Here is a 16,060-nt window from a genome sequence, read left to right as displayed (position 1 = left end):
CTCAGCGCGCCTCGCCATGTTCGGGGTCTTTTGGTCTGGCGGCGAGCAGATATATGACCGCGCCGATGGCGATCAGCGGTGTCAACATGCCGAGGAGGCCGAAGACCATGCCGGTGGCGGTGCAACATCCCATCATCATAAGAGCGATCCTTTCTTTTGCGCACGGTTCAGGAGAACCGCGTAGAGTGCTGTGGCGGCGAAAACGCCGATTGTGATCCGTATTGCGAACCTGAATTCGAGAAGAATGATCAGGATCGACAGGGCCACCGCGAGGCCGGTGGCCCAAAGTTTCGGGGCCGGTCCCGGTTTGCCAGCGCGCAGCCAAAGGGCCTGTGCCACCACGGCGAGGCTGAAAAACAGCAGCGGGAACAGGGCGTAATCGAGCCAGCCCGTGAGGGCCGACAATCCGACGCCAGCGACGATGACGACCAGAAGCGGTGTAAAGCAGCAGAGCGCGGCGAAGAGCGCACCGCCAAGCCCCCATTTCAGCAGACGGTCGGAATTTTCAGGTGTGTCAGTCAAGGAGCCGTCTTTCTTTGTGATGGGTCGGGGCCGGAGGCGCGTTTCATTTGCGAACGACGCAGTGCGCGGACGATCAGGTAGGTCAGACCCGCCAAAACCAGCACGGCAATGCCACTCATTCCAGAGAGCCAAGCCCCAACGCCGCCGAACAACGCTGCAAGCACGGCAGTTCCGCCGCCGCAGCAGACGACCACGACCGGAGCTGCTATTCCGAAGGCCAGCAGGCCACCCATCAGATTGTCACGCATTGCAGGAGATTGTCACGCATTGCAGGCGGCTCAGGAGGCTGTGTCGGGCAGCACCTGCGCCGGATAGCCATTGGCCGTCACCGCGCCGATGATGCTTTCGATGGAAGTTTCGGCGTCATCGTAGGTCACGCTGTAAACACCCTGCCCGTATTCGGGGCCGTCCTCGAATGCGGCGATCTCGACCGACGGAACACCGCGCATCGAGCTGGCAACAATGAACGAACAGGACGGGCATGTCAGTTCGCTGACGGCGATCTCGACCTGGCGCTCTTCAGCGAGGGCCGGGGTCGAGAGTGCGACGATGGCCAGGGCGGATAACAGGAGATGCTTCATGGTCATGGTCCTCGTTCAGAATTTCAGGATGAAGGGGGTGATGTAGGGAAAGATCATGGCGACAGCGACAATCGCGGAAGCGGCCCAGAGGGTTGCGCGCATGATGCGGCGGTCGATGGGGCGGGCGCAGGTGCCATCGGCACAGGCCTCGGCATCTACAGGCTTGTAAGCCTTGTAGAAGCCGTATCCCAAAAACGCGGCGCTCAGCGCGAAGGTGTACCATTTGTAGGCATAGAGCGCCCAGAGCTGCGCGATGAACACGCCTGTCACGCCAAAGCTGACCAGCACCAATGGAAGGATGCAGCAAGAAGTCATCGCCAGCGCACCGAGGACGCCGAGGCCGGTCACGCCCCATCCCTTGGTGGTTTCGTCGCCAATTTTCTGCGACTGAGATTGCGGAAGTTCCGCCAAATGTTGTTCCATCGAATCTTCCTTGAACAGATGTTTCCACCGTTCTAGGGTCTGTAGTTGATACAGGCTCAAGGGATTTTTCGGCACAATGAGTAACACAAGCGTGAGATCAATTCGGCGGGGCGATTTGGCCCGCGCAACGGGCTGCAACCTGGAAACCATTCGCTATTACGAGAAAATCGGGATCATGCCGGACCCGCCGCGCAGTACGAAGGGCTACCGAAGCTACGACGATGCCCACGTCAAGCGGCTGAAATTCGTCATGCGGTCCCGCGATCTAGGCTTTTCTCTCGAAGAGGTTCGCGGGCTGCTTGGGCTGGTCGATGACCGATCCCGGACATGCGCCGAGGTGCAGATCATCGCCGAAGATCATCTGACTGACGTTCAGGCCAAGATTGCCGATCTGCAGCGCATCGAGCGCGTCCTGTCGGACACTGTTGCGCGATGCACCGGCGATGCTGCCCCAGAATGCGCGGTGATCGATGCGTTACTCGATGCTTAGTCCACCCTAAAGAAGAGGGGGCAACGGACCTTCGTGAACGGCGCAGCGAAAGCCCGAAAAGTCCGCGTTGTGTGAGTTCATGTGCAGCGCAACGAACGGCAGCTATACCGCAGCCGAAGACGCATCGGCGCTCGGTGTCCGCTGCAAGACCCGATAGACGGTCGGCCGGGAGACGTCGAACAGCTCTGCCAGATCGCTGATCGAGTAATCACCCGTGTCATACATGCGGCGCAATTCCGTCTGACGGCGATCCGATAGCTTTGGTTTTTTGCCCTTCAGCCGTCCCTTGGCACGGGCAATGGCCATGCCTTCCTTGGTGCGCATCCTGACCAGATCAGCCTCGAACTCAGCAAACGTGGCGAGGATGTTAAAGAACATCTTGCCCATCGGATCGGTCGGGTCATGGACCGAAGCGCCCAATGCCAGTTTCACCCCGCGCTTTTCCAGTTCATCTGCGATGGCCCGGGCGTCGGGAACCGACCGCGCCAGCCGGTCCAGTTTCGGTACGACAAGCGTGTCCCCTTCGCGGACTGCCGCCAGTGCCTGAGCCAGACCTGGCCGCTGCCGGTTCGTACCAGTTAGGCCATGATCGGTGTAAATTCGGTCTTCCGCCACATCGAGACCAAGGAGTGCAGTCCGTTGTGCGGCGAGGTCCTGTTTGTCGGTTGAACAACGGGCATAGCCGACACGAGTTTTAGTCATGGATGCATCCTTGGGCCAGAATTGGCCGAGCTTCATTTTGGCCGTGATCGTATGTAACGCAAAGGGCCCCTCCAATGATACTATAACCGGACCAGTCAAATGAGAATCGTTTTCCGTTGCAAGCACTGGGAGCAGTTCGTTGATAATCCGGCGTCCGGTCACCGATCCCCTTGCGGACAGAAAGGCGCGGACGTTGCGGGACGCCTGGTCCGTGGCCATCCGGTTTGAGCCGACTCCGCGACGGATCACGGACCTGACCCGGATTTCCGCGCAGATCGCTGCGGCACATGGCGGGATGCAGGGCTGAACATCGCGGGGCTTATGCGCTTTTGAGGATGTGCTCACGTTGCGAACCCAAAGGATCTTGGCAATCCGGCTGGTCGTGTATTATATATTGGTACAAATCGTCAAATTCAGGTGAGCCCATGCCTCGCAACACCTCTGTCTCTCTCGGAGAACATTTCACCGGCTTCATCAGCGCCCAGGTTGAAGCGGGCCGCTATGGTTCCGCCAGCGACGTGGTCCGCGCCGGACTGCGGCTTCTGGAAGAACATGAAGCACGCGTCCGTGCCCTCCAGACCGCCCTCGACGAAGGTGACACTTCCGGGCCACCCGAGCCGCTCGACATTGCTGCCTTCAAGGCTGAAATGCGGGCCGCCCACGCAGGATGACGAAGCTCCTGCGTTTCACACCAGCCGCCCGCGCCGATTTGGCTGAAATCTGGGATTACACCGCGCGGAACTGGGACATGGATCAGGCCGATCGCTATCTCGACGCGCTGCACGGGATCTGCCTGTCCCTGGCCGCAGGTGACACGGTCAGCCGGCCGGTTGACCTGCGGCCAGGGATACGCAAGGCGCGGGCTGGCTCGCATATGGCCTATGTCCGGGAGGGCGCGGACACGATCGACGTGATCCGCATTCTGCACCAGCGCCAAGACGTTGAGCGGCATCTCTAGCTGTTCATCTTGGCAAGAATGGAATGCAGCAATCCGCCAGAAATCAGACGGCAAATTGGCCGATCTGTAACATTAGGATGGCAGCGTTCCCAAAACTGTCGCAATGACCGCCGCGGCACCTATTTGTGACATTTTTGGCTGTCACAACCGGTAGTAACCTGCGGGTGTACCCAAATGGGACACAGTTCAAGATGGATGAGCACCGCAGCTCCGCCGACACATAGCTCAGCCGCTGCGGATCATCGGCTGTGACCGGCAGCGCTAATCCGCGTCGCGAAAGCGGCCGGTCTCGTCTGCCCCCCCCCGGCATCTGCACCCCGACCGAGGGCTTCGCCGGGGCAACCCCATCTGGCAAGCCAGATACTTGTTTGGCCTTAGCGCAGGATGCTGCGGCCGGCAAATTCGGCCGTTTCGCCCAGCATTTCCTCGATGCGGATCAACTGGTTGTATTTGGCCAGCCGGTCAGAGCGCGCCAGCGAGCCGGTCTTGATCTGGCCGCAATTGGTCGCCACGGCCAGATCGGCGATGGTCGCGTCCTCGGTCTCGCCGGAACGGTGGCTCATCACCGAGGTATAGCCCGCACGGTCGGCCATGCGCACTGCGTCCAACGTTTCGGACAGCGTGCCGATTTGGTTGACCTTGACCAGCAGGCTGTTGCCGCAGCCCTTCGCGATGCCATCGGCAAGGCGCGTCGGGTTGGTGACAAACAGATCGTCCCCGACCAGTTGCACGCGACCGCCCAGCTTGTCGGTCAGCAGCTTCCAGCCCTCCCAGTCGTCCTCCGAGCAGCCATCCTCGATCGACAGGATCGGATAGGCGTCGCAGAGCGCGGCGAGATAGTCGACATTCTCGGCCGGGCTGAACGATTTGCCCTCTCCCTTCATCTCGTATTTGCCGCCCTTGAAGTATTCCGTGGAGGCGCAGTCCAACGCCAGCATGATGTCGTCGCCGGGGGTGTAGCCGGCCTTCTCGACCGCCTTCAGGATGAAATCCAGCGCATCGCGGGTGGACGACAGGTTGGGCGCAAAGCCGCCCTCGTCGCCGATGCCGGTCGACAGCCCCGCCGCCGACAATTCCTTCTTCAGCGTGTGGAACACCTCGGACCCCATGCGGACGGCTTCGCGGATGTTCTCCGCGCTGACCGGCATTATCATGAATTCCTGGATGTCGATCGGGTTGTCGGCATGCTCGCCGCCATTGATGATGTTCATCATGGGCACCGGCAGGATGCGCGCCGAGGTGCCGCCGACATAGCGATACAGCGGCTGGCCGGTGGCTTCGGCCGCGGCCTTGGCGACGGCCAACGACACGCCGAGGATCGCGTTGGCGCCAAGCCGGCCCTTGTTGGGTGTGCCGTCCAGTTCGCACATCATCGCGTCGATGGCGCGCTGTTCGGTCGAATCCTCGCCGATCAGGTTCTCGGCCAGCTCGCCATTGACGGCGGCCACGGCCTCCAGCACGCCCTTGCCCATGTAACGGGCCTTGTCGCCGTCGCGTTTCTCGACCGCTTCATGGGCGCCGGTCGAAGCACCCGAAGGCACCGCCGCACGACCCATCGTGCCGTCTTCCAGCGTGACGTCGACCTCGACGGTCGGATTGCCGCGGCTGTCCAGGATCTCGCGTGCGAAAATATCGATGATGGCGGTCATGGGGTCCCTTTCGAAAGATCGGCTCATGCGAATGTCGCGACGCGGATATTGTTGGTGCTGCCTGATTGACCGAATGGCACCCCGGACAGAACGACCAGACAGTCGCCCGCGCTGGCCGAAAGCAGTGACCGACATTCATGCAGCGCCGTTTCGACCATGTCGTCATAGTCATGAACGGAATCCTCGGTCAGTGCCAGGGCACCCCACAGCAGCGCCATCCGGCGTCCGACATGGGGATCGCGGGTCAATACGATCAGCGGCAGGAACGGGCGGCGGGCCGAGACCCGGCAGGCGGTGCTGCCACTGGAGGAATAGGCAACGACCGCACGGGCGCCAAGCGATGAGGCCAGCGCAGCACCGATATCTGCGATGGCGTCGGCCGGCGATTCTGCCGGTTCGCGCGATGCGGAGATCGCGCGGGCGTAATGCGAGTGAGCTTCGGTGCTGTGGATGATGCGGTTCATCACCGCGACGGATTCGACCGGATAGGCGCCGGCGGCGCTTTCGGCGGACAGCATAACGGCATCGGCACCGTCATAGATCGCGGTGGCGACGTCCGAGGCTTCTGCCCGCGTCGGCGCGGGCGACAAGGTCATCGATTCCAGCATCTGCGTCGCCACAATGACCGGGCGGCTTGCGCGACGGCAGAGTGCGATCAACTCTTTCTGCCGTGCGGGCACCTGCTCGGGCGGGATTTCGACGCCCAGGTCGCCGCGTGCGATCATGATCGCGTCCGATTTGCGGACGATTTCCACGATGTCATCCAAAGCCGACGGCTTTTCGATCTTCGCTACCAGCCCGGCGCGGCCATCAATGATTCGCGTTATCTCATCGAGGTCGCTGGCGTTCTGCACGAAGGACAGCGCGACCCAATCAACGCCATGCAGCAATCCGAAGTCCAGATCGCGGCGATCTTTTTCGGTCAGGACCGGCAGGTCCAGAACCGTATCGGGCAGGTTGACGCCCTTGCGGTCACTTACCTTGCCTCCCTCGATGACCTCGGCCTCAATTCGATCGGGCGCGACGTTGCGCACCTCCAGCCGCACCCGTCCGTCGTCAATGAACAGTCGATCACCGGGTTCGAGTGCCGCGAATATCTCGGGGTGCGGCAGGGGCAACTCGGCGCCCTCAGCAGTCTCACCTTGCGCAAAGGTGACGATCTGACCGCGTTCCAAATCACGCTGCCCGCCGCCAATCCTGCCAAGCCGGATTTTCGGGCCCTGAAGGTCCTGCAGGATGCCGATCGGGACGCGGACCTCAGTTTCGATGTCGCGTATCGCCGAGATGACCCCGGCGTGGGTGTCATGATCGCCGTGACTGAAGTTCAGGCGAAAGGTATCGACGCCGTTATCGAAAAGCCGGCGCAGCATGGTGGGCGAGGCACTGGCGGGGCCGACGGTTGCCACGATCTTGGCGCGTCTGTCGCGGATCATCATTCTGTCCTTTCCATGGATCAGAGCACCATGATCGCCCTGAAATCGTTCACATTCGTCAGTGTCGGTCCGGTGCGGATCAGCGCGCCGATCCGGTCAAACAGGCTGTAGCTGTCATGGCCCTCCAGATAGTCGCGAGGGGCCAGACCGGCGGCTTCAGCCAGAGACAGTGTCCGCGGACCGATGATGGCACCGGCGACATCTTCGGTCCCGTCGATCCCATCCGTATCGGCGGCCAGCGCATGAATGCCAGGATGGCCGTCCAGCGCCAGAGCCAGAGCCAGCAGGAATTCGGTGTTTCGACCACCGCGACCGGGGACAACATCGCCGATCGTGACCGTTGTTTCACCGCCCGAAAGCAAGACCGCCGGTGGTCTGGCGGGCATGCCGTGACAAGCGGCCGAACGTGCCATACCCGCCATTGCAATGCCCAGTTGGGACGCCTCGCCCTCCAGCGCGTCGCCCAGAAGCAGCGTCGTGAGTCCGGCAGCGCGGGCGATATCTGCCGCAGCTTCCAACGATATCTGCGGCGTGGCGATCAAGCGGTAGTCGGGGGTGAAATCCGGCTGAGCGGACGGTGATTTCAGCAGGATCTCACGCGCGGGCGCCGGCAGGTTTGGCCCCAGTCTCGCCACAAGATGCGACAGGTCGTCCTCCGCGGTCGGATCGGGCACCGTCGGACCCGAGGCAATCGCCGCCGGATCGTCGCCCGGCACGTCCGATATGGCCAGCGTCACCAGCCGCGCCGGTGCTGCCGCCTGTGCCAGCCTGCCGCCCTTGATCAGCGACAGGCGTCGGCGCACGCGGTTCATGTCCTCGATGGTCAGCCCGGATGCCAGCAACAGCCGGTTGACGGTCATCTTGTCGCCCAGTGTCAGCGGCGGCGCCGGCAGGGTCATCAGCGCCGAGCCGCCGCCCGAGATCAGGGCCAGAACCAGGTCATCCGGGCCGGCCTGCCGGACCGTCCGCAGGATTTCGGCCGCCGCCTTGTGCCCGGCCTCGTCGGGAACCGGGTGCGAGGCCTCCAGCACCCGGATCCGGTCGGTCTGCACGGCATGACCGTAACGGGTCACGACCACGCCCGACAGATCGACATCTGGCCAAGCCCGTTCAACGGCCAGGGCCATCGCGGCGGCGGATTTCCCGGCGCCCACGACGATGCAGCGGCCAGCAGGCTTTTCGGGCAGATGCCGGGCGAGGACGGTGGCGGGATCAGCCGCCGCAATCGCCGCATTCAGCATCCGTCGCAACAGATCTTGCGCGTCCTCCTCCCTCATGGCGCCCTCAGATATTCTCGCCGCGGATGGCGCCGCACACGGCGTCCGTCACCTGTTGCGTGGTGGCGTTTCCGCCGACATCAGGGGTCATCACGCCATCCTCGCAGACCTTTTCGACGGCGCGCATGAGCCGGTCCGCGGCGTCTTTTTCGCCCAGATGCTCCAGCATCTGCGCGGCGGTCCAGAAGGTTGCGACCGGGTTGGCGATGCCTTTTCCGGTGATGTCGAAGGCCGAGCCGTGGATCGGTTCGAACATGGACGGATAGCGACGTTCCGGGTCGATATTGGCGGTCGGCGCCACGCCCAGACTGCCCGCGAGCGCGCCGGCAAGATCCGACAGGATGTCGGCATGCAGGTTCGTAGCGACGATGGTGTCGAGGCTTTGCGGGTTCTTGACCATCCGCACGGTCATTGCATCGACCAGCATCTTGTCCCAGGTCACATCTGGGAATTCCTGCGAAACCTCGGCGGCGATCTCGTCCCACATCACCATGCCATGCCGCTGCGCGTTGGATTTCGTCACCACCGTAAGGAACTTGCGGGGACGTGATTGGGCCAGCTTGAAGGCATAGCGCATGATCCGGGTTACACCGACGCGGGTGAAGATCGCGACTTCGGTGCCGACCTCTTCGGGCAGGCCCTTATGGGCCCGGCCGCCATGGCCGGAATATTCTCCTTCCGAGTTCTCGCGCACGATCACCCAGTCCAGATCGCCCGGTCCCACGCCGGCCAACGGCGACTGGATGCCCGGAAGGATGCGCGTCGGGCGCACATTTGCATATTGGTCGAAGCCCTGGCAGATCGGCAGGCGCAGCCCCCAAAGCGTGACATGATCGGGCACATCCGGCGCGCCCACGGCGCCGAAAAAGATCGCGTCGAAGGCTTTCAGCTGCTCTGGTCCATCCTCGGGCATCAGGGCGCCGGTCTTCTTGTAGCGCTCCGAGCTCCAGTCGAACTCGGTCACGTCGAAGGTAAAGCCTCCGTCGCGGCGGGACAGCGAGTCCAACGCCTGAAGGCCGGCGGCGATGACTTCAGGGCCGATGCCATCGGCGGGAATGGCGGCGATCTTGTAGCTTTTCATGGGTCTCTCCTCATGCGGTTCCGGGCGCCGGCTGGGTCGCGGGGCGGGCCATGGCGGCCCAACGCATCTCCTCCCTCGCGACGCCCTGCGGCGATCACAGGGCGAAACTGCGCCTCAGCCTGCGATTCCGCAATTTGCGTAGAATTATATATGAGAAGGATATAATCTGGCGGAGGAGGAGATCATGGATATTCAGCAGATCAGGTGTTTCCTGGCCGTGGCCGGGGAACTGCATTTTGGGCGCGCAGCCCAGGCCATGGACATGCTGCCCGCTTCGCTCAGCAGACAGATCAGACTTCTGGAGGACCGCTTTGAAACGCGGCTGTTCCTTCGCACAACGCGCAATGTGGCGCTGACTGAGGCCGGCATGACGATACTGGACGACGCCCGCGCCCTGGTCGCACAGGCCGATCGTTTTGAGCAGCGCATCCGCAGCGTCAGGCGCCGTGAGACGGCCGTGCTGAAGGTCGGCGCCATAGACAGCGCGGCAGCCGGATTGATGCCGCAGTTGTTGCAACTGTTGCGGGCACGGCGGCCTGACATCGAAATCCAACTGGTCGAGCAGAAGACCATCCACCTGCTGCCGCGAATCCTCAGCGGCAGCCTCGATATCGCCTTCTGCCGCCCACCAGATATCCGCGATCCAAAGATCCATTTCCAGACCCTGTTCTTCGAAACAGCCATGGTCGCCCTGCCCGTGGGCCATGCACTGGCCGGTTATTCCGAACTGACGGTCAATGATCTTGCCGACGCGCCGTTGATCGTTCCCGATCGCCGCTCTCGCCCGCATTCGCATGACTTGACCATCAAGCTATTTACCGATGCCGGTCTCACCGCACGAATTGCGCAGATCGCCGAGGAAAAGCACACGATCGTCAATCTCGTGGCGACGGGAACGGGACTGGCGATCGTGCCACGATGGGCATCGCGGATCGCTGTGGCAGGCGTCATGTTCGTTCCGCTGGTGCTTCCCGAGGGCACTACACGCGGGAAGCTGATCCTGGCCGCCGCTTGGGCACGTGGCACCCGCGACGATCAGCGCGACGCGCTACTGGCAGTTCTTGACGAAAATCTGCAGGTCATTGAGGACAGCGCCTGACAGATCAGCTCCATCACAAAACCATTGCAGGAATTAATATAATTTCTGGCGAATGTATCGCCGCGAACCTTCCACGTATCCCGGTTTCGACCTGCACCTAAGACACGAGGGGCAGAACCGGAAACCTGGGAGGAAACCATGGACCCTGCAACAATTACCCTGCTGCTACTGCTGTTCGCGATCGTCATGTTCGTGTGGGAGCGGATTCCGCTGGCCCTGACAGCCATGATCGTCTGCGTCGGCCTTGTACTGACCGGCGTGCTTGACGCAGGTGAGGCCTTCGACGGCTTCGTCAACAGCAATGTCATCCTGTTCGTCGACATGTTCATCATTGGCGGCGCGCTGTTCCAGACCGGCATGGCGGCAGAGATCGGCGGTCTCGTCACGCGCTTTGCCAGGACCGAACGGCAACTGGTCGTCGCGATCATGCTGATCACCGGTCTGATGTCGGGTGTGTTGTCGAACACCGGCACCGCAGCGGTCCTGATTCCGGTCGTGATCGGCATCGCCGCCAAATCCGGGTTTGCGCGCTCGCGCCTGCTGATGCCGATTGTCTTTGCGGCGGCGATGGGTGGCAATCTCAGCCTGATCGGAGCGCCCGGCAACATGATCGCCCAAGCCGCGTTGCAGGAGAATGGGCTCAGCTTTGGTTTCTTCGAGTATGCTCTTGTCGGACTGCCGATCCTGCTGGCAGGTATCCTCTTCACCGCCACGATCGGCTTCAGGCTGCTGCCCGATCACAAGACCGAAGAAATGGCAGCCAATAGCCTTGACGAGACCACGTCATCCGTTCCGCAATGGAAAAAGAACGCATCTCTGATCGTCCTGCTCGTCACCATTCTTGGCATGGTGTTCGAGCAACAGATCGGAATCCGCCTTCATATCACCGGTGCCATCGGAGCCATTTCACTGATCCTGTTGGGTGTCATCAGCGAACAGCAGGCCTATCGTTCGATCGACGCCAAGACCATCTTCCTCTTCGGTGGCATTCTGTCCTTGGCTGCGGCGATGGAAAAAACCGGTGCGGGCCAGATGATCGCCGAAACCGTTCTTGGCGTTACCGGCCCCGAGACGCCGATGTTCGTTTTCCTGCTGGTCATCTTCCTGCTGGCCGTCGTGATGACCAACTTCATGTCAAACACCGCGACGACCGCGCTTCTGGTGCCGATCAGCCTGTCGATCTCGACACAGATCGGTGCCGATCCCCGAGCCGTCCTGATGGCTACCGTGATCGGCGGGTCACTGGCCTATGCAACCCCCATCGGCATGCCAGCCAATGTCATGGTCTTGGGGCCGGGCCGGTATACGTTCATGGACTACACGAAGGCCGGTCTACCGCTGATCCTGGTCTCGACGGTTGTCGCAATGATCCTGCTGCCGATCCTGTTTCCGTTCTTCCCGTAGATCGGGTGGCGTTGGGGACGGAGGAAAGACCGCGAGGGAAACTCGCGGTCTTTCTTCGTGTCCACGAAACCGGCAGCAGCTCAGGATTCTACGCAAGCTTGAACGCTGACGAAAAAGCAGCCTAATCATTGAACCAAAAGCTCTCCGGTAAAACCGCATCAGTTCAATGACCACCAGGCAGCCGCCAATGCCTATCTGTCCGAAAGGCTCGGCAGGCGTGTCGGGCCGGAGCAGGTTCTGAACAGATCGCCGAAGCGGGAGATGACCATCTCCCACGATGACATCGTGCGCCTTGAACGGGAAATCCCGCAGGAGTTCGAGCTCTATGAAGGTGCCGCGTAGGACGCGGGGCAAACCGCGCAGGGCTGTTCAGGGGTGGGCGGAGCGCTCTAAATATCTGATTCAACGTGTATTAATTTGTGAATATTCCATAATCTTTGTTATTACGCATAATTTTGTGGCCTCTGCCCCTCTTGGAAAACCGCATTCAGTAGCGATGAATCGAATCTCAGGCTCAGGGATGATCTGATCCAGTTTTCAACACGCAGACCGCGAACGCGGGAAAATTCGTCCGTGTTGTCAGTCACGAGCACCGCACCAATAGCGCCGGCATGAGCCGCGATCAGCAGATCGCTCGGACCAAAGGGCCTCCCGGCGGCTTCAAGCTCGGCACGCATACCCCCTACTCCGCGTCAGCAGGCATAGCCGAGAAGCTGGCCGACCGGCGCGGATGGCAGGCGCGGCACTGGGATCGGAATTGATAATAATTCATAAGTCGCCTATCTTGACCACATGGCGAGATTGGAGAACACGCAATGATCAGCGCAGAATTGGGAAAACCTTTGGAATCCTACATCCAGCGGCTCGTGGAATCGGGCCGCTACGGCTCCAAAAGTGAAGTGCTGCGGGAAGGGGTGCGGCTGGTCGAAGAGCGCGAGAAGCGCCTTGCGGCGCTGGATATGGCCATAGAACGCGGCTTGGCAGATATCGAGGCGGGCCAAACTCATGCAATTGAAGACGTGGCTGTGGAACTCGCGCAGCGGTATGCCTCTGCATGAAGGTCCGCCTATCATCCGAAGCGCGGCAAGATCTGATCGCCATCGGTGATTACATCGCGCGGGACAATCCGCCCCGTGCGCAATCCTTCGTGGCCGAATTGGCTGGCAAATGCGCCAGCCTCGGCCAGATGCCGAAGGCTCACCCTCTGGTGCCGCGTTACGCGCAAAAAGGCGTTCGACGGCGGGTGCATGACAACTACCAGATTTTCTATCGCGCCGATGACAACGAGGTTTTCGTGATCCGTGTGCTGCATGGTGCGAGGGACTACGCTGCTCTGCTGTTTCCCGAGGATGATCCGCAATGATGAACGCTGATTGCCGCAACGAGATCATCGCCCGTCGCGGTGCCCCGGCAACCGAAGCCGAATTGCAGGCCCTGTCGGCGTAGCTCGTCGATTACTTCTCGCGCACCCGGCACGGTGGTGACCTCGACCGCGCCGCTGTTCGCTCGATCCGTGGCCGTCTCGCTCCGTCGGCTAACGCTAGCGCATCACCGGCAACTTCAGCGGCACCGCCGCAAATGCGTCACACGTTGAGTTGCCTGAAACAGGGATCATGGCGATCCCCTGCCCCCCTGCCCCCATGATGCGAGAGCGTTAGACGCTCATGTTGACTGAACGCTCCCGGCAAGATCGAGGATCTTGCGCCAATGGAGCCAGACCCAAAAACTGACATAGGCTGCGGCGATCAGGACGGGGACCGTGGGGTTCATGCCGATCAAGGCCACGAATTGAAGCGGCACAATCGAGATCAGAATGTGCAGTGGTGCCACCTGGCCGACAGCCTGTCTCAAAGCCTCATTGGAGGTGATGCCGCTATAGCTGGCACGCTGGTCCGCTTCCGTCGTTCGCCGCCGCGCCGCCAGTTCACGGGCATCAAGGATCTGGGCCATTTCCTGACCTGCGGCGGTGTCGCTCCCGAAGAGCTCCCGTCCTTCATCCAGCAATTGGGCCGCAGCCTGTTCCCACGCCTCGCATTCCTGATCCAGTTCGTCGATCTCCTTCTGCCACTGCCGATCGCGCGCCGCTCTGGCTTGGGCGGCTTTGCTTTCCTCATCGCGTTGGCGCGCCAGGAACGCCGCAACTTCGCGCTGACTTGCAGTCCTGATCTGAATGGGCCGGGTCATGGCTCGATCTCCTTTCAGATGGAGTTTACCATGTTCGCATCGAGCGAGAAACATTTCATGAACAAAGCCCGCTTTTCTGCTAGAAACCGTGACATGAAGTCCCCTGCCCTTATTGTCCTCAGCCTCCTGGCGCTGTCGACCCTCTCCATCGACCCGGTTGAGCGATTTCCCGAATACGTGCCATGGCTCGTCCCCATCCTGGCGCGGGAAAAGATCGCCGGCCCTGTGACGGATGTGCGCGACGGCGACACTATCGAGGTCCGGGGTCAGGCCATCCGCTTCGGCTCTCTCGACTGCGCCGAACTGGGCACCGCCGACGGGCGGAGCGCAAAATCCGCCATGCAGCAACTGGTCAGGGGTCAGTCCCTCGCCTGTCACGTGAATGGCAGGCGCAGCCATGATCGATGGATCGGAAGCTGCATGTTGCCGGATGGCAAGGATCTTGCCGGCATCATGATCGCGCGGCACATATGCCGCCGCTATTGGTAGGATGCCGGAACCGGCAGCGAGACGTTGAGGATCGAGCGCCGGACCGGCATCGGCCGGAACGTCACTCGGGGTCGGCATCGGTTGCGACTTCCTCCGTCAGTCCCATCTCGTCGGCCCGTTTCCAAAACGCCTCGTGCTGTGCGGAAACTTCCCGCGCACGGGCAAAGGCATCCTGCCGCGCGGCGTCGAGGCAAGCGATGTAGGGCCGGACTTCCGAAAAATACCGTTCGAAGTCTTCCGCCACCAAGTCGGCATATTCCCCGAAAGCTGCGTCGTCGGCCGGCACGAAGGGCTCTTCCGGCGGGATACAGATCGGTGCCTGCGCAAATGCCGGGTGAAAGGACAGAAGCAGGATCGCGGCGGCTAACTTTTCGGGTTTCATGTTCCGTGCCCTGCCCTCTGGCGTTCGCTGAGCCCGATCAGGCTGCGGATCAGGTACAGCTCGCCACGGCGGTATCGTTCCGTCATGGCCCGCAAGTAGCCGCCGGGCTTGAAGATGACATGGCCCGGCTCGGATTTGCGAGCATCCAGGATCAGGATCGACAGCATGGCGCTGTCCTCTCCCATCACCTCGCGCGCCGTGTTCCAGGCATCGGGGCTGATCCCGAGTTCCGGCACCCGCCGCTCGGCAGCCCAGACGAAATCGTGGAATCGCAGATATTCCGGCTCTGCCCGTCCGCTGAGATAGAGCTGCATTTCCGGTGAGGCGAGATCGAAGAGCCTCTGTGGTCCAAGCCGGGCGATAAATTCGCTCTTGAGCGCTCCGCTGGCCGCCCCATCATCTTTTTCTCGGCAATTCGGGCCGCCGTCAGGCGGCACGACATGGGATCTGTCTTGCGCGGGCTTGCCCGCGCTCCGCTTATCCACGGTCTCGTTACAGGATACCAAGGATTCTTTAGTTGTATCTTGTAGATAGGGTCGATTGTTTTCGAACGTTTCACCGTTCGGTTCTTCCCGTTTATCGAGAAGATCCAGCACGGTTCTGCACAGCCTGTCCGCCTCATCCACATGGGATTCGAGTGCGGCGAGGTCCATGCAATGAAGCCGTTCGGCTGAAGGCCACGCCTCCACCTCCTGACGGATCGCTTTGGCCTCCGGACAGTGCGGGCTGATCTCGAACAAACGATCCAGTGCGCAAGTCAGGTGACGCTTATGGGTGCTCCGCTGGCCGCGCAGAAAGATCGCCTGCTGCCGTTCGGCCTTCAATTGGTCATCCAGCGCCATCAGTTCCGCAGCGCGGGCAATCGCTGCGCCGAAGTAAAGCCCGGTTCCCGCCGCCCGCGACCGGCTGCCATTCGCGGCTGTCCTCCGCTCGATCAGCCCGGCGCGTTCCAGCTCGGCGGTGATCACGCGCGTGCGCACTTGCGATCGATCCAGCATCTTTGCCACCTCGCCGGCCGCGGCATAGATGACAGGGGATCTGTCGGGACTGGTCCAGTCACTCGGCCGGGTCATCGACGCCAGGCGTACAAAGGTATTCGCAGCTGCCCGGCCAACGCCCAGATGTGGAGCCACGCGCTCCACCAGGGCCGCAAAGCTGTCCCGCTGCATATTCCCCGGCAGCCTCGGGTGTTCGTCTTCGGTGTCGCGGTAGGCCCGCGTCGCGGCGGGATGCGCCGCCCTCTGAAATGCCATCTCTGTCCTCATGTTTGTTGAGGCACAGGTTCCGCAGGCATATCGGATCTGTTCGCACAGATGCGTTTTTGCTCTTGATTTTCAGGGTTGGGAAGGTAACTATGCTCTTAACGTTAGTGAGCAATGCAGGTCG

General features: G+C 61.6%; 22 protein-coding genes. 8 read left to right on the top strand and 14 right to left on the bottom strand.

Going from position 1 to position 16,060, the window contains the following annotated elements; genetic code table 11:
• Position 1: 1 nt before the first annotated feature.
• Genes J7359_RS20180 through J7359_RS15395 form a run of 5 tightly spaced genes read right to left on the bottom strand, consistent with a single transcriptional unit; the run spans position 2 to position 1,526 of the window.
• A complete protein-coding gene (locus tag J7359_RS20180; RefSeq protein WP_280637521.1) occupies positions 2-136 on the bottom strand; it encodes a hypothetical protein in 135 nt (44 codons plus the stop codon).
• On the bottom strand, positions 136-522 hold the full coding sequence (gene merF, locus J7359_RS15410) for a mercury resistance system transport protein MerF (protein WP_007803570.1): 387 nt from the start codon (positions 520-522) through the stop codon (positions 136-138). The genes J7359_RS20180 and merF overlap by 1 nt, the downstream gene beginning before the upstream one ends.
• The gene (locus J7359_RS15405; protein ID WP_072629817.1) at positions 519-770 is read right to left on the bottom strand and encodes a hypothetical protein; all 252 of its coding nucleotides are present in this window, start codon (positions 768-770) and stop codon (positions 519-521) included. The genes merF and J7359_RS15405 overlap by 4 nt, the downstream gene beginning before the upstream one ends.
• A 30-nt stretch (positions 771-800) precedes the next feature.
• A complete protein-coding gene (locus J7359_RS15400; RefSeq protein ID WP_040545980.1) occupies positions 801-1,103 on the bottom strand; it encodes a hypothetical protein in 303 nt (100 codons plus the stop codon).
• Positions 1,104-1,118: 15 nt separating this feature from the next.
• Positions 1,119-1,526 carry a mercuric transporter MerT family protein gene (locus J7359_RS15395; RefSeq protein WP_247740454.1) on the bottom strand — a complete coding sequence of 136 codons (408 nt, stop codon included), beginning with the start codon at positions 1,524-1,526 and terminating at the stop codon, positions 1,119-1,121.
• Between the two features lie 76 nt (positions 1,527-1,602).
• Between J7359_RS15395 and J7359_RS15390 the strand changes: the two genes are divergently transcribed.
• Positions 1,603-2,016: a helix-turn-helix domain-containing protein gene (locus tag J7359_RS15390; RefSeq protein WP_153218054.1), complete on the top strand. Its 414-nt coding sequence runs from the start codon at positions 1,603-1,605 to the stop codon at positions 2,014-2,016.
• A 102-nt stretch (positions 2,017-2,118) separates the two neighbouring features.
• On the opposite strand, the gene J7359_RS15385 is transcribed toward J7359_RS15390, so the two are convergent.
• Positions 2,119-2,718, bottom strand: coding sequence for a recombinase family protein (locus J7359_RS15385; protein ID WP_209057990.1), 600 nt, complete (start codon positions 2,716-2,718; stop codon positions 2,119-2,121).
• 425 nt (positions 2,719-3,143) lie between these two features.
• On the opposite strand from J7359_RS15385, the gene J7359_RS15380 reads away from it, so the two are divergent.
• The gene (locus J7359_RS15380) at positions 3,144-3,389 is read left to right on the top strand and encodes a type II toxin-antitoxin system ParD family antitoxin (RefSeq protein WP_209057930.1); all 246 of its coding nucleotides are present in this window, start codon (positions 3,144-3,146) and stop codon (positions 3,387-3,389) included.
• Positions 3,386-3,676: a type II toxin-antitoxin system RelE/ParE family toxin gene (locus J7359_RS15375; RefSeq protein ID WP_209057928.1), complete on the top strand. Its 291-nt coding sequence runs from the start codon at positions 3,386-3,388 to the stop codon at positions 3,674-3,676. The genes J7359_RS15380 and J7359_RS15375 overlap by 4 nt, the downstream gene beginning before the upstream one ends.
• A gap of 374 nt (positions 3,677-4,050) precedes the next feature.
• On the opposite strand, the gene eno is transcribed toward J7359_RS15375, so the two are convergent.
• The 4 genes from eno to J7359_RS15355 are packed head-to-tail and all read right to left on the bottom strand — an operon-like array spanning position 4,051 to position 9,116.
• Positions 4,051-5,325, bottom strand: a complete 1,275-nt coding sequence (eno, locus tag J7359_RS15370) for a phosphopyruvate hydratase (protein WP_209057926.1) — start codon at positions 5,323-5,325, stop codon at positions 4,051-4,053.
• A gap of 23 nt (positions 5,326-5,348) precedes the next feature.
• Positions 5,349-6,758: a pyruvate kinase gene (gene pyk, locus J7359_RS15365; RefSeq protein ID WP_209057924.1), complete on the bottom strand. Its 1,410-nt coding sequence runs from the start codon at positions 6,756-6,758 to the stop codon at positions 5,349-5,351.
• Positions 6,759-6,778: 20 nt separating this feature from the next.
• Positions 6,779-8,035 (bottom strand): glycerate kinase, encoded by a 1,257-nt coding sequence (locus tag J7359_RS15360; RefSeq protein WP_209057922.1) that lies wholly within the window; start codon positions 8,033-8,035, stop codon positions 6,779-6,781.
• A gap of 7 nt (positions 8,036-8,042) precedes the next feature.
• The gene (locus tag J7359_RS15355; RefSeq protein WP_209057919.1) at positions 8,043-9,116 is read right to left on the bottom strand and encodes a tartrate dehydrogenase; all 1,074 of its coding nucleotides are present in this window, start codon (positions 9,114-9,116) and stop codon (positions 8,043-8,045) included.
• Between the two features lie 184 nt (positions 9,117-9,300).
• Between J7359_RS15355 and J7359_RS15350 the strand changes: the two genes are divergently transcribed.
• Together J7359_RS15350 and J7359_RS15345 are read left to right on the top strand one after the other, a co-directional pair.
• Positions 9,301-10,215 (top strand): LysR family transcriptional regulator, encoded by a 915-nt coding sequence (locus J7359_RS15350; protein WP_216034251.1) that lies wholly within the window; start codon positions 9,301-9,303, stop codon positions 10,213-10,215.
• 138 nt (positions 10,216-10,353) lie between these two features.
• Entirely contained in the window at positions 10,354-11,619 is a 1,266-nt protein-coding gene (locus tag J7359_RS15345) for an SLC13 family permease (RefSeq protein ID WP_209057917.1), read from the top strand.
• 443 nt (positions 11,620-12,062) lie between these two features.
• On the opposite strand, the gene J7359_RS15340 is transcribed toward J7359_RS15345, so the two are convergent.
• On the bottom strand, positions 12,063-12,296 hold the full coding sequence (locus J7359_RS15340; RefSeq protein ID WP_209057915.1) for a hypothetical protein: 234 nt from the start codon (positions 12,294-12,296) through the stop codon (positions 12,063-12,065).
• Between the two features lie 138 nt (positions 12,297-12,434).
• On the opposite strand from J7359_RS15340, the gene J7359_RS15335 reads away from it, so the two are divergent.
• Complete coding sequence (locus J7359_RS15335) at positions 12,435-12,677, top strand: type II toxin-antitoxin system ParD family antitoxin (RefSeq protein WP_209057913.1); 243 nt, start codon at positions 12,435-12,437, stop codon at positions 12,675-12,677.
• Positions 12,674-12,982 carry a type II toxin-antitoxin system RelE/ParE family toxin gene (locus J7359_RS15330; protein ID WP_209057911.1) on the top strand — a complete coding sequence of 103 codons (309 nt, stop codon included), beginning with the start codon at positions 12,674-12,676 and terminating at the stop codon, positions 12,980-12,982. Before J7359_RS15335 ends, J7359_RS15330 begins: the two co-directional genes overlap by 4 nt.
• Positions 12,983-13,281: 299 nt before the next feature.
• On the opposite strand, the gene J7359_RS15325 is transcribed toward J7359_RS15330, so the two are convergent.
• A complete protein-coding gene (locus J7359_RS15325; protein ID WP_209057909.1) occupies positions 13,282-13,803 on the bottom strand; it encodes a hypothetical protein in 522 nt (173 codons plus the stop codon).
• Between the two features lie 18 nt (positions 13,804-13,821).
• Here J7359_RS15325 and J7359_RS15320 point away from each other — a divergent pair, with 18 nt between their 5' ends.
• On the top strand, positions 13,822-14,292 hold the full coding sequence (locus tag J7359_RS15320) for a hypothetical protein (protein ID WP_209057907.1): 471 nt from the start codon (positions 13,822-13,824) through the stop codon (positions 14,290-14,292).
• 61 nt (positions 14,293-14,353) lie between these two features.
• Here J7359_RS15320 and J7359_RS15315 read toward each other — a convergent pair whose 3' ends face one another.
• Both J7359_RS15315 and repC read right to left on the bottom strand, forming a co-directional pair.
• On the bottom strand, positions 14,354-14,674 hold the full coding sequence (locus J7359_RS15315; protein ID WP_209057906.1) for a hypothetical protein: 321 nt from the start codon (positions 14,672-14,674) through the stop codon (positions 14,354-14,356).
• Entirely contained in the window at positions 14,671-15,927 is a 1,257-nt protein-coding gene (gene repC / locus J7359_RS15310; protein WP_209057904.1) for a replication initiation protein RepC, read from the bottom strand. The genes J7359_RS15315 and repC overlap by 4 nt, the downstream gene beginning before the upstream one ends.
• Positions 15,928-16,060 lie beyond the last annotated feature (133 nt).

Origin of the sequence: Paracoccus sp. R12_2 (assembly GCF_017744015.1) — a bacterium.
GTDB lineage: Bacteria > Pseudomonadota > Alphaproteobacteria > Rhodobacterales > Rhodobacteraceae > Paracoccus.
This window is presented reverse-complemented; position numbering and strand designations above follow the sequence as displayed.

Bases quoted from the DNA above. Each gene is read 5' to 3' on its own strand.
- J7359_RS15335 (WP_209057913.1), top strand. From the start codon at position 12,435: ATGATCAGCGCAGAATTGGGAAAACCTTTGGAATCCTACATCCAGCGG.
- J7359_RS15385 (WP_209057990.1), bottom strand. From the start codon at position 2,718: ATGACTAAAACTCGTGTCGGCTATGCCCGTTGTTCAACCGACAAACAG.
- eno (WP_209057926.1), bottom strand. From the start codon at position 5,325: ATGACCGCCATCATCGATATTTTCGCACGCGAGATCCTGGACAGCCGC.
- J7359_RS15330 (WP_209057911.1), top strand. From the start codon at position 12,674: ATGAAGGTCCGCCTATCATCCGAAGCGCGGCAAGATCTGATCGCCATC.
- J7359_RS15320 (WP_209057907.1), top strand. From the start codon at position 13,822: ATGGAGTTTACCATGTTCGCATCGAGCGAGAAACATTTCATGAACAAA.
- J7359_RS15405 (WP_072629817.1), bottom strand. From the start codon at position 770: ATGCGTGACAATCTGATGGGTGGCCTGCTGGCCTTCGGAATAGCAGCT.
- J7359_RS15340 (WP_209057915.1), bottom strand. From the start codon at position 12,296: ATGCGTGCCGAGCTTGAAGCCGCCGGGAGGCCCTTTGGTCCGAGCGAT.
- repC (WP_209057904.1), bottom strand. From the start codon at position 15,927: ATGGCATTTCAGAGGGCGGCGCATCCCGCCGCGACGCGGGCCTACCGC.
- J7359_RS15380 (WP_209057930.1), top strand. From the start codon at position 3,144: ATGCCTCGCAACACCTCTGTCTCTCTCGGAGAACATTTCACCGGCTTC.
- J7359_RS15345 (WP_209057917.1), top strand. From the start codon at position 10,354: ATGGACCCTGCAACAATTACCCTGCTGCTACTGCTGTTCGCGATCGTC.
- J7359_RS15325 (WP_209057909.1), bottom strand. From the start codon at position 13,803: ATGACCCGGCCCATTCAGATCAGGACTGCAAGTCAGCGCGAAGTTGCG.
- J7359_RS15390 (WP_153218054.1), top strand. From the start codon at position 1,603: ATGAGTAACACAAGCGTGAGATCAATTCGGCGGGGCGATTTGGCCCGC.
- J7359_RS15315 (WP_209057906.1), bottom strand. From the start codon at position 14,674: ATGAAACCCGAAAAGTTAGCCGCCGCGATCCTGCTTCTGTCCTTTCAC.
- J7359_RS15375 (WP_209057928.1), top strand. From the start codon at position 3,386: ATGACGAAGCTCCTGCGTTTCACACCAGCCGCCCGCGCCGATTTGGCT.
- pyk (WP_209057924.1), bottom strand. From the start codon at position 6,758: ATGATCCGCGACAGACGCGCCAAGATCGTGGCAACCGTCGGCCCCGCC.
- J7359_RS15395 (WP_247740454.1), bottom strand. From the start codon at position 1,526: ATGGAACAACATTTGGCGGAACTTCCGCAATCTCAGTCGCAGAAAATT.
- J7359_RS15350 (WP_216034251.1), top strand. From the start codon at position 9,301: ATGGATATTCAGCAGATCAGGTGTTTCCTGGCCGTGGCCGGGGAACTG.
- J7359_RS15400 (WP_040545980.1), bottom strand. From the start codon at position 1,103: ATGAAGCATCTCCTGTTATCCGCCCTGGCCATCGTCGCACTCTCGACC.
- J7359_RS15355 (WP_209057919.1), bottom strand. From the start codon at position 9,116: ATGAAAAGCTACAAGATCGCCGCCATTCCCGCCGATGGCATCGGCCCT.
- J7359_RS15360 (WP_209057922.1), bottom strand. From the start codon at position 8,035: ATGAGGGAGGAGGACGCGCAAGATCTGTTGCGACGGATGCTGAATGCG.
- J7359_RS20180 (WP_280637521.1), bottom strand. From the start codon at position 136: ATGATGGGATGTTGCACCGCCACCGGCATGGTCTTCGGCCTCCTCGGC.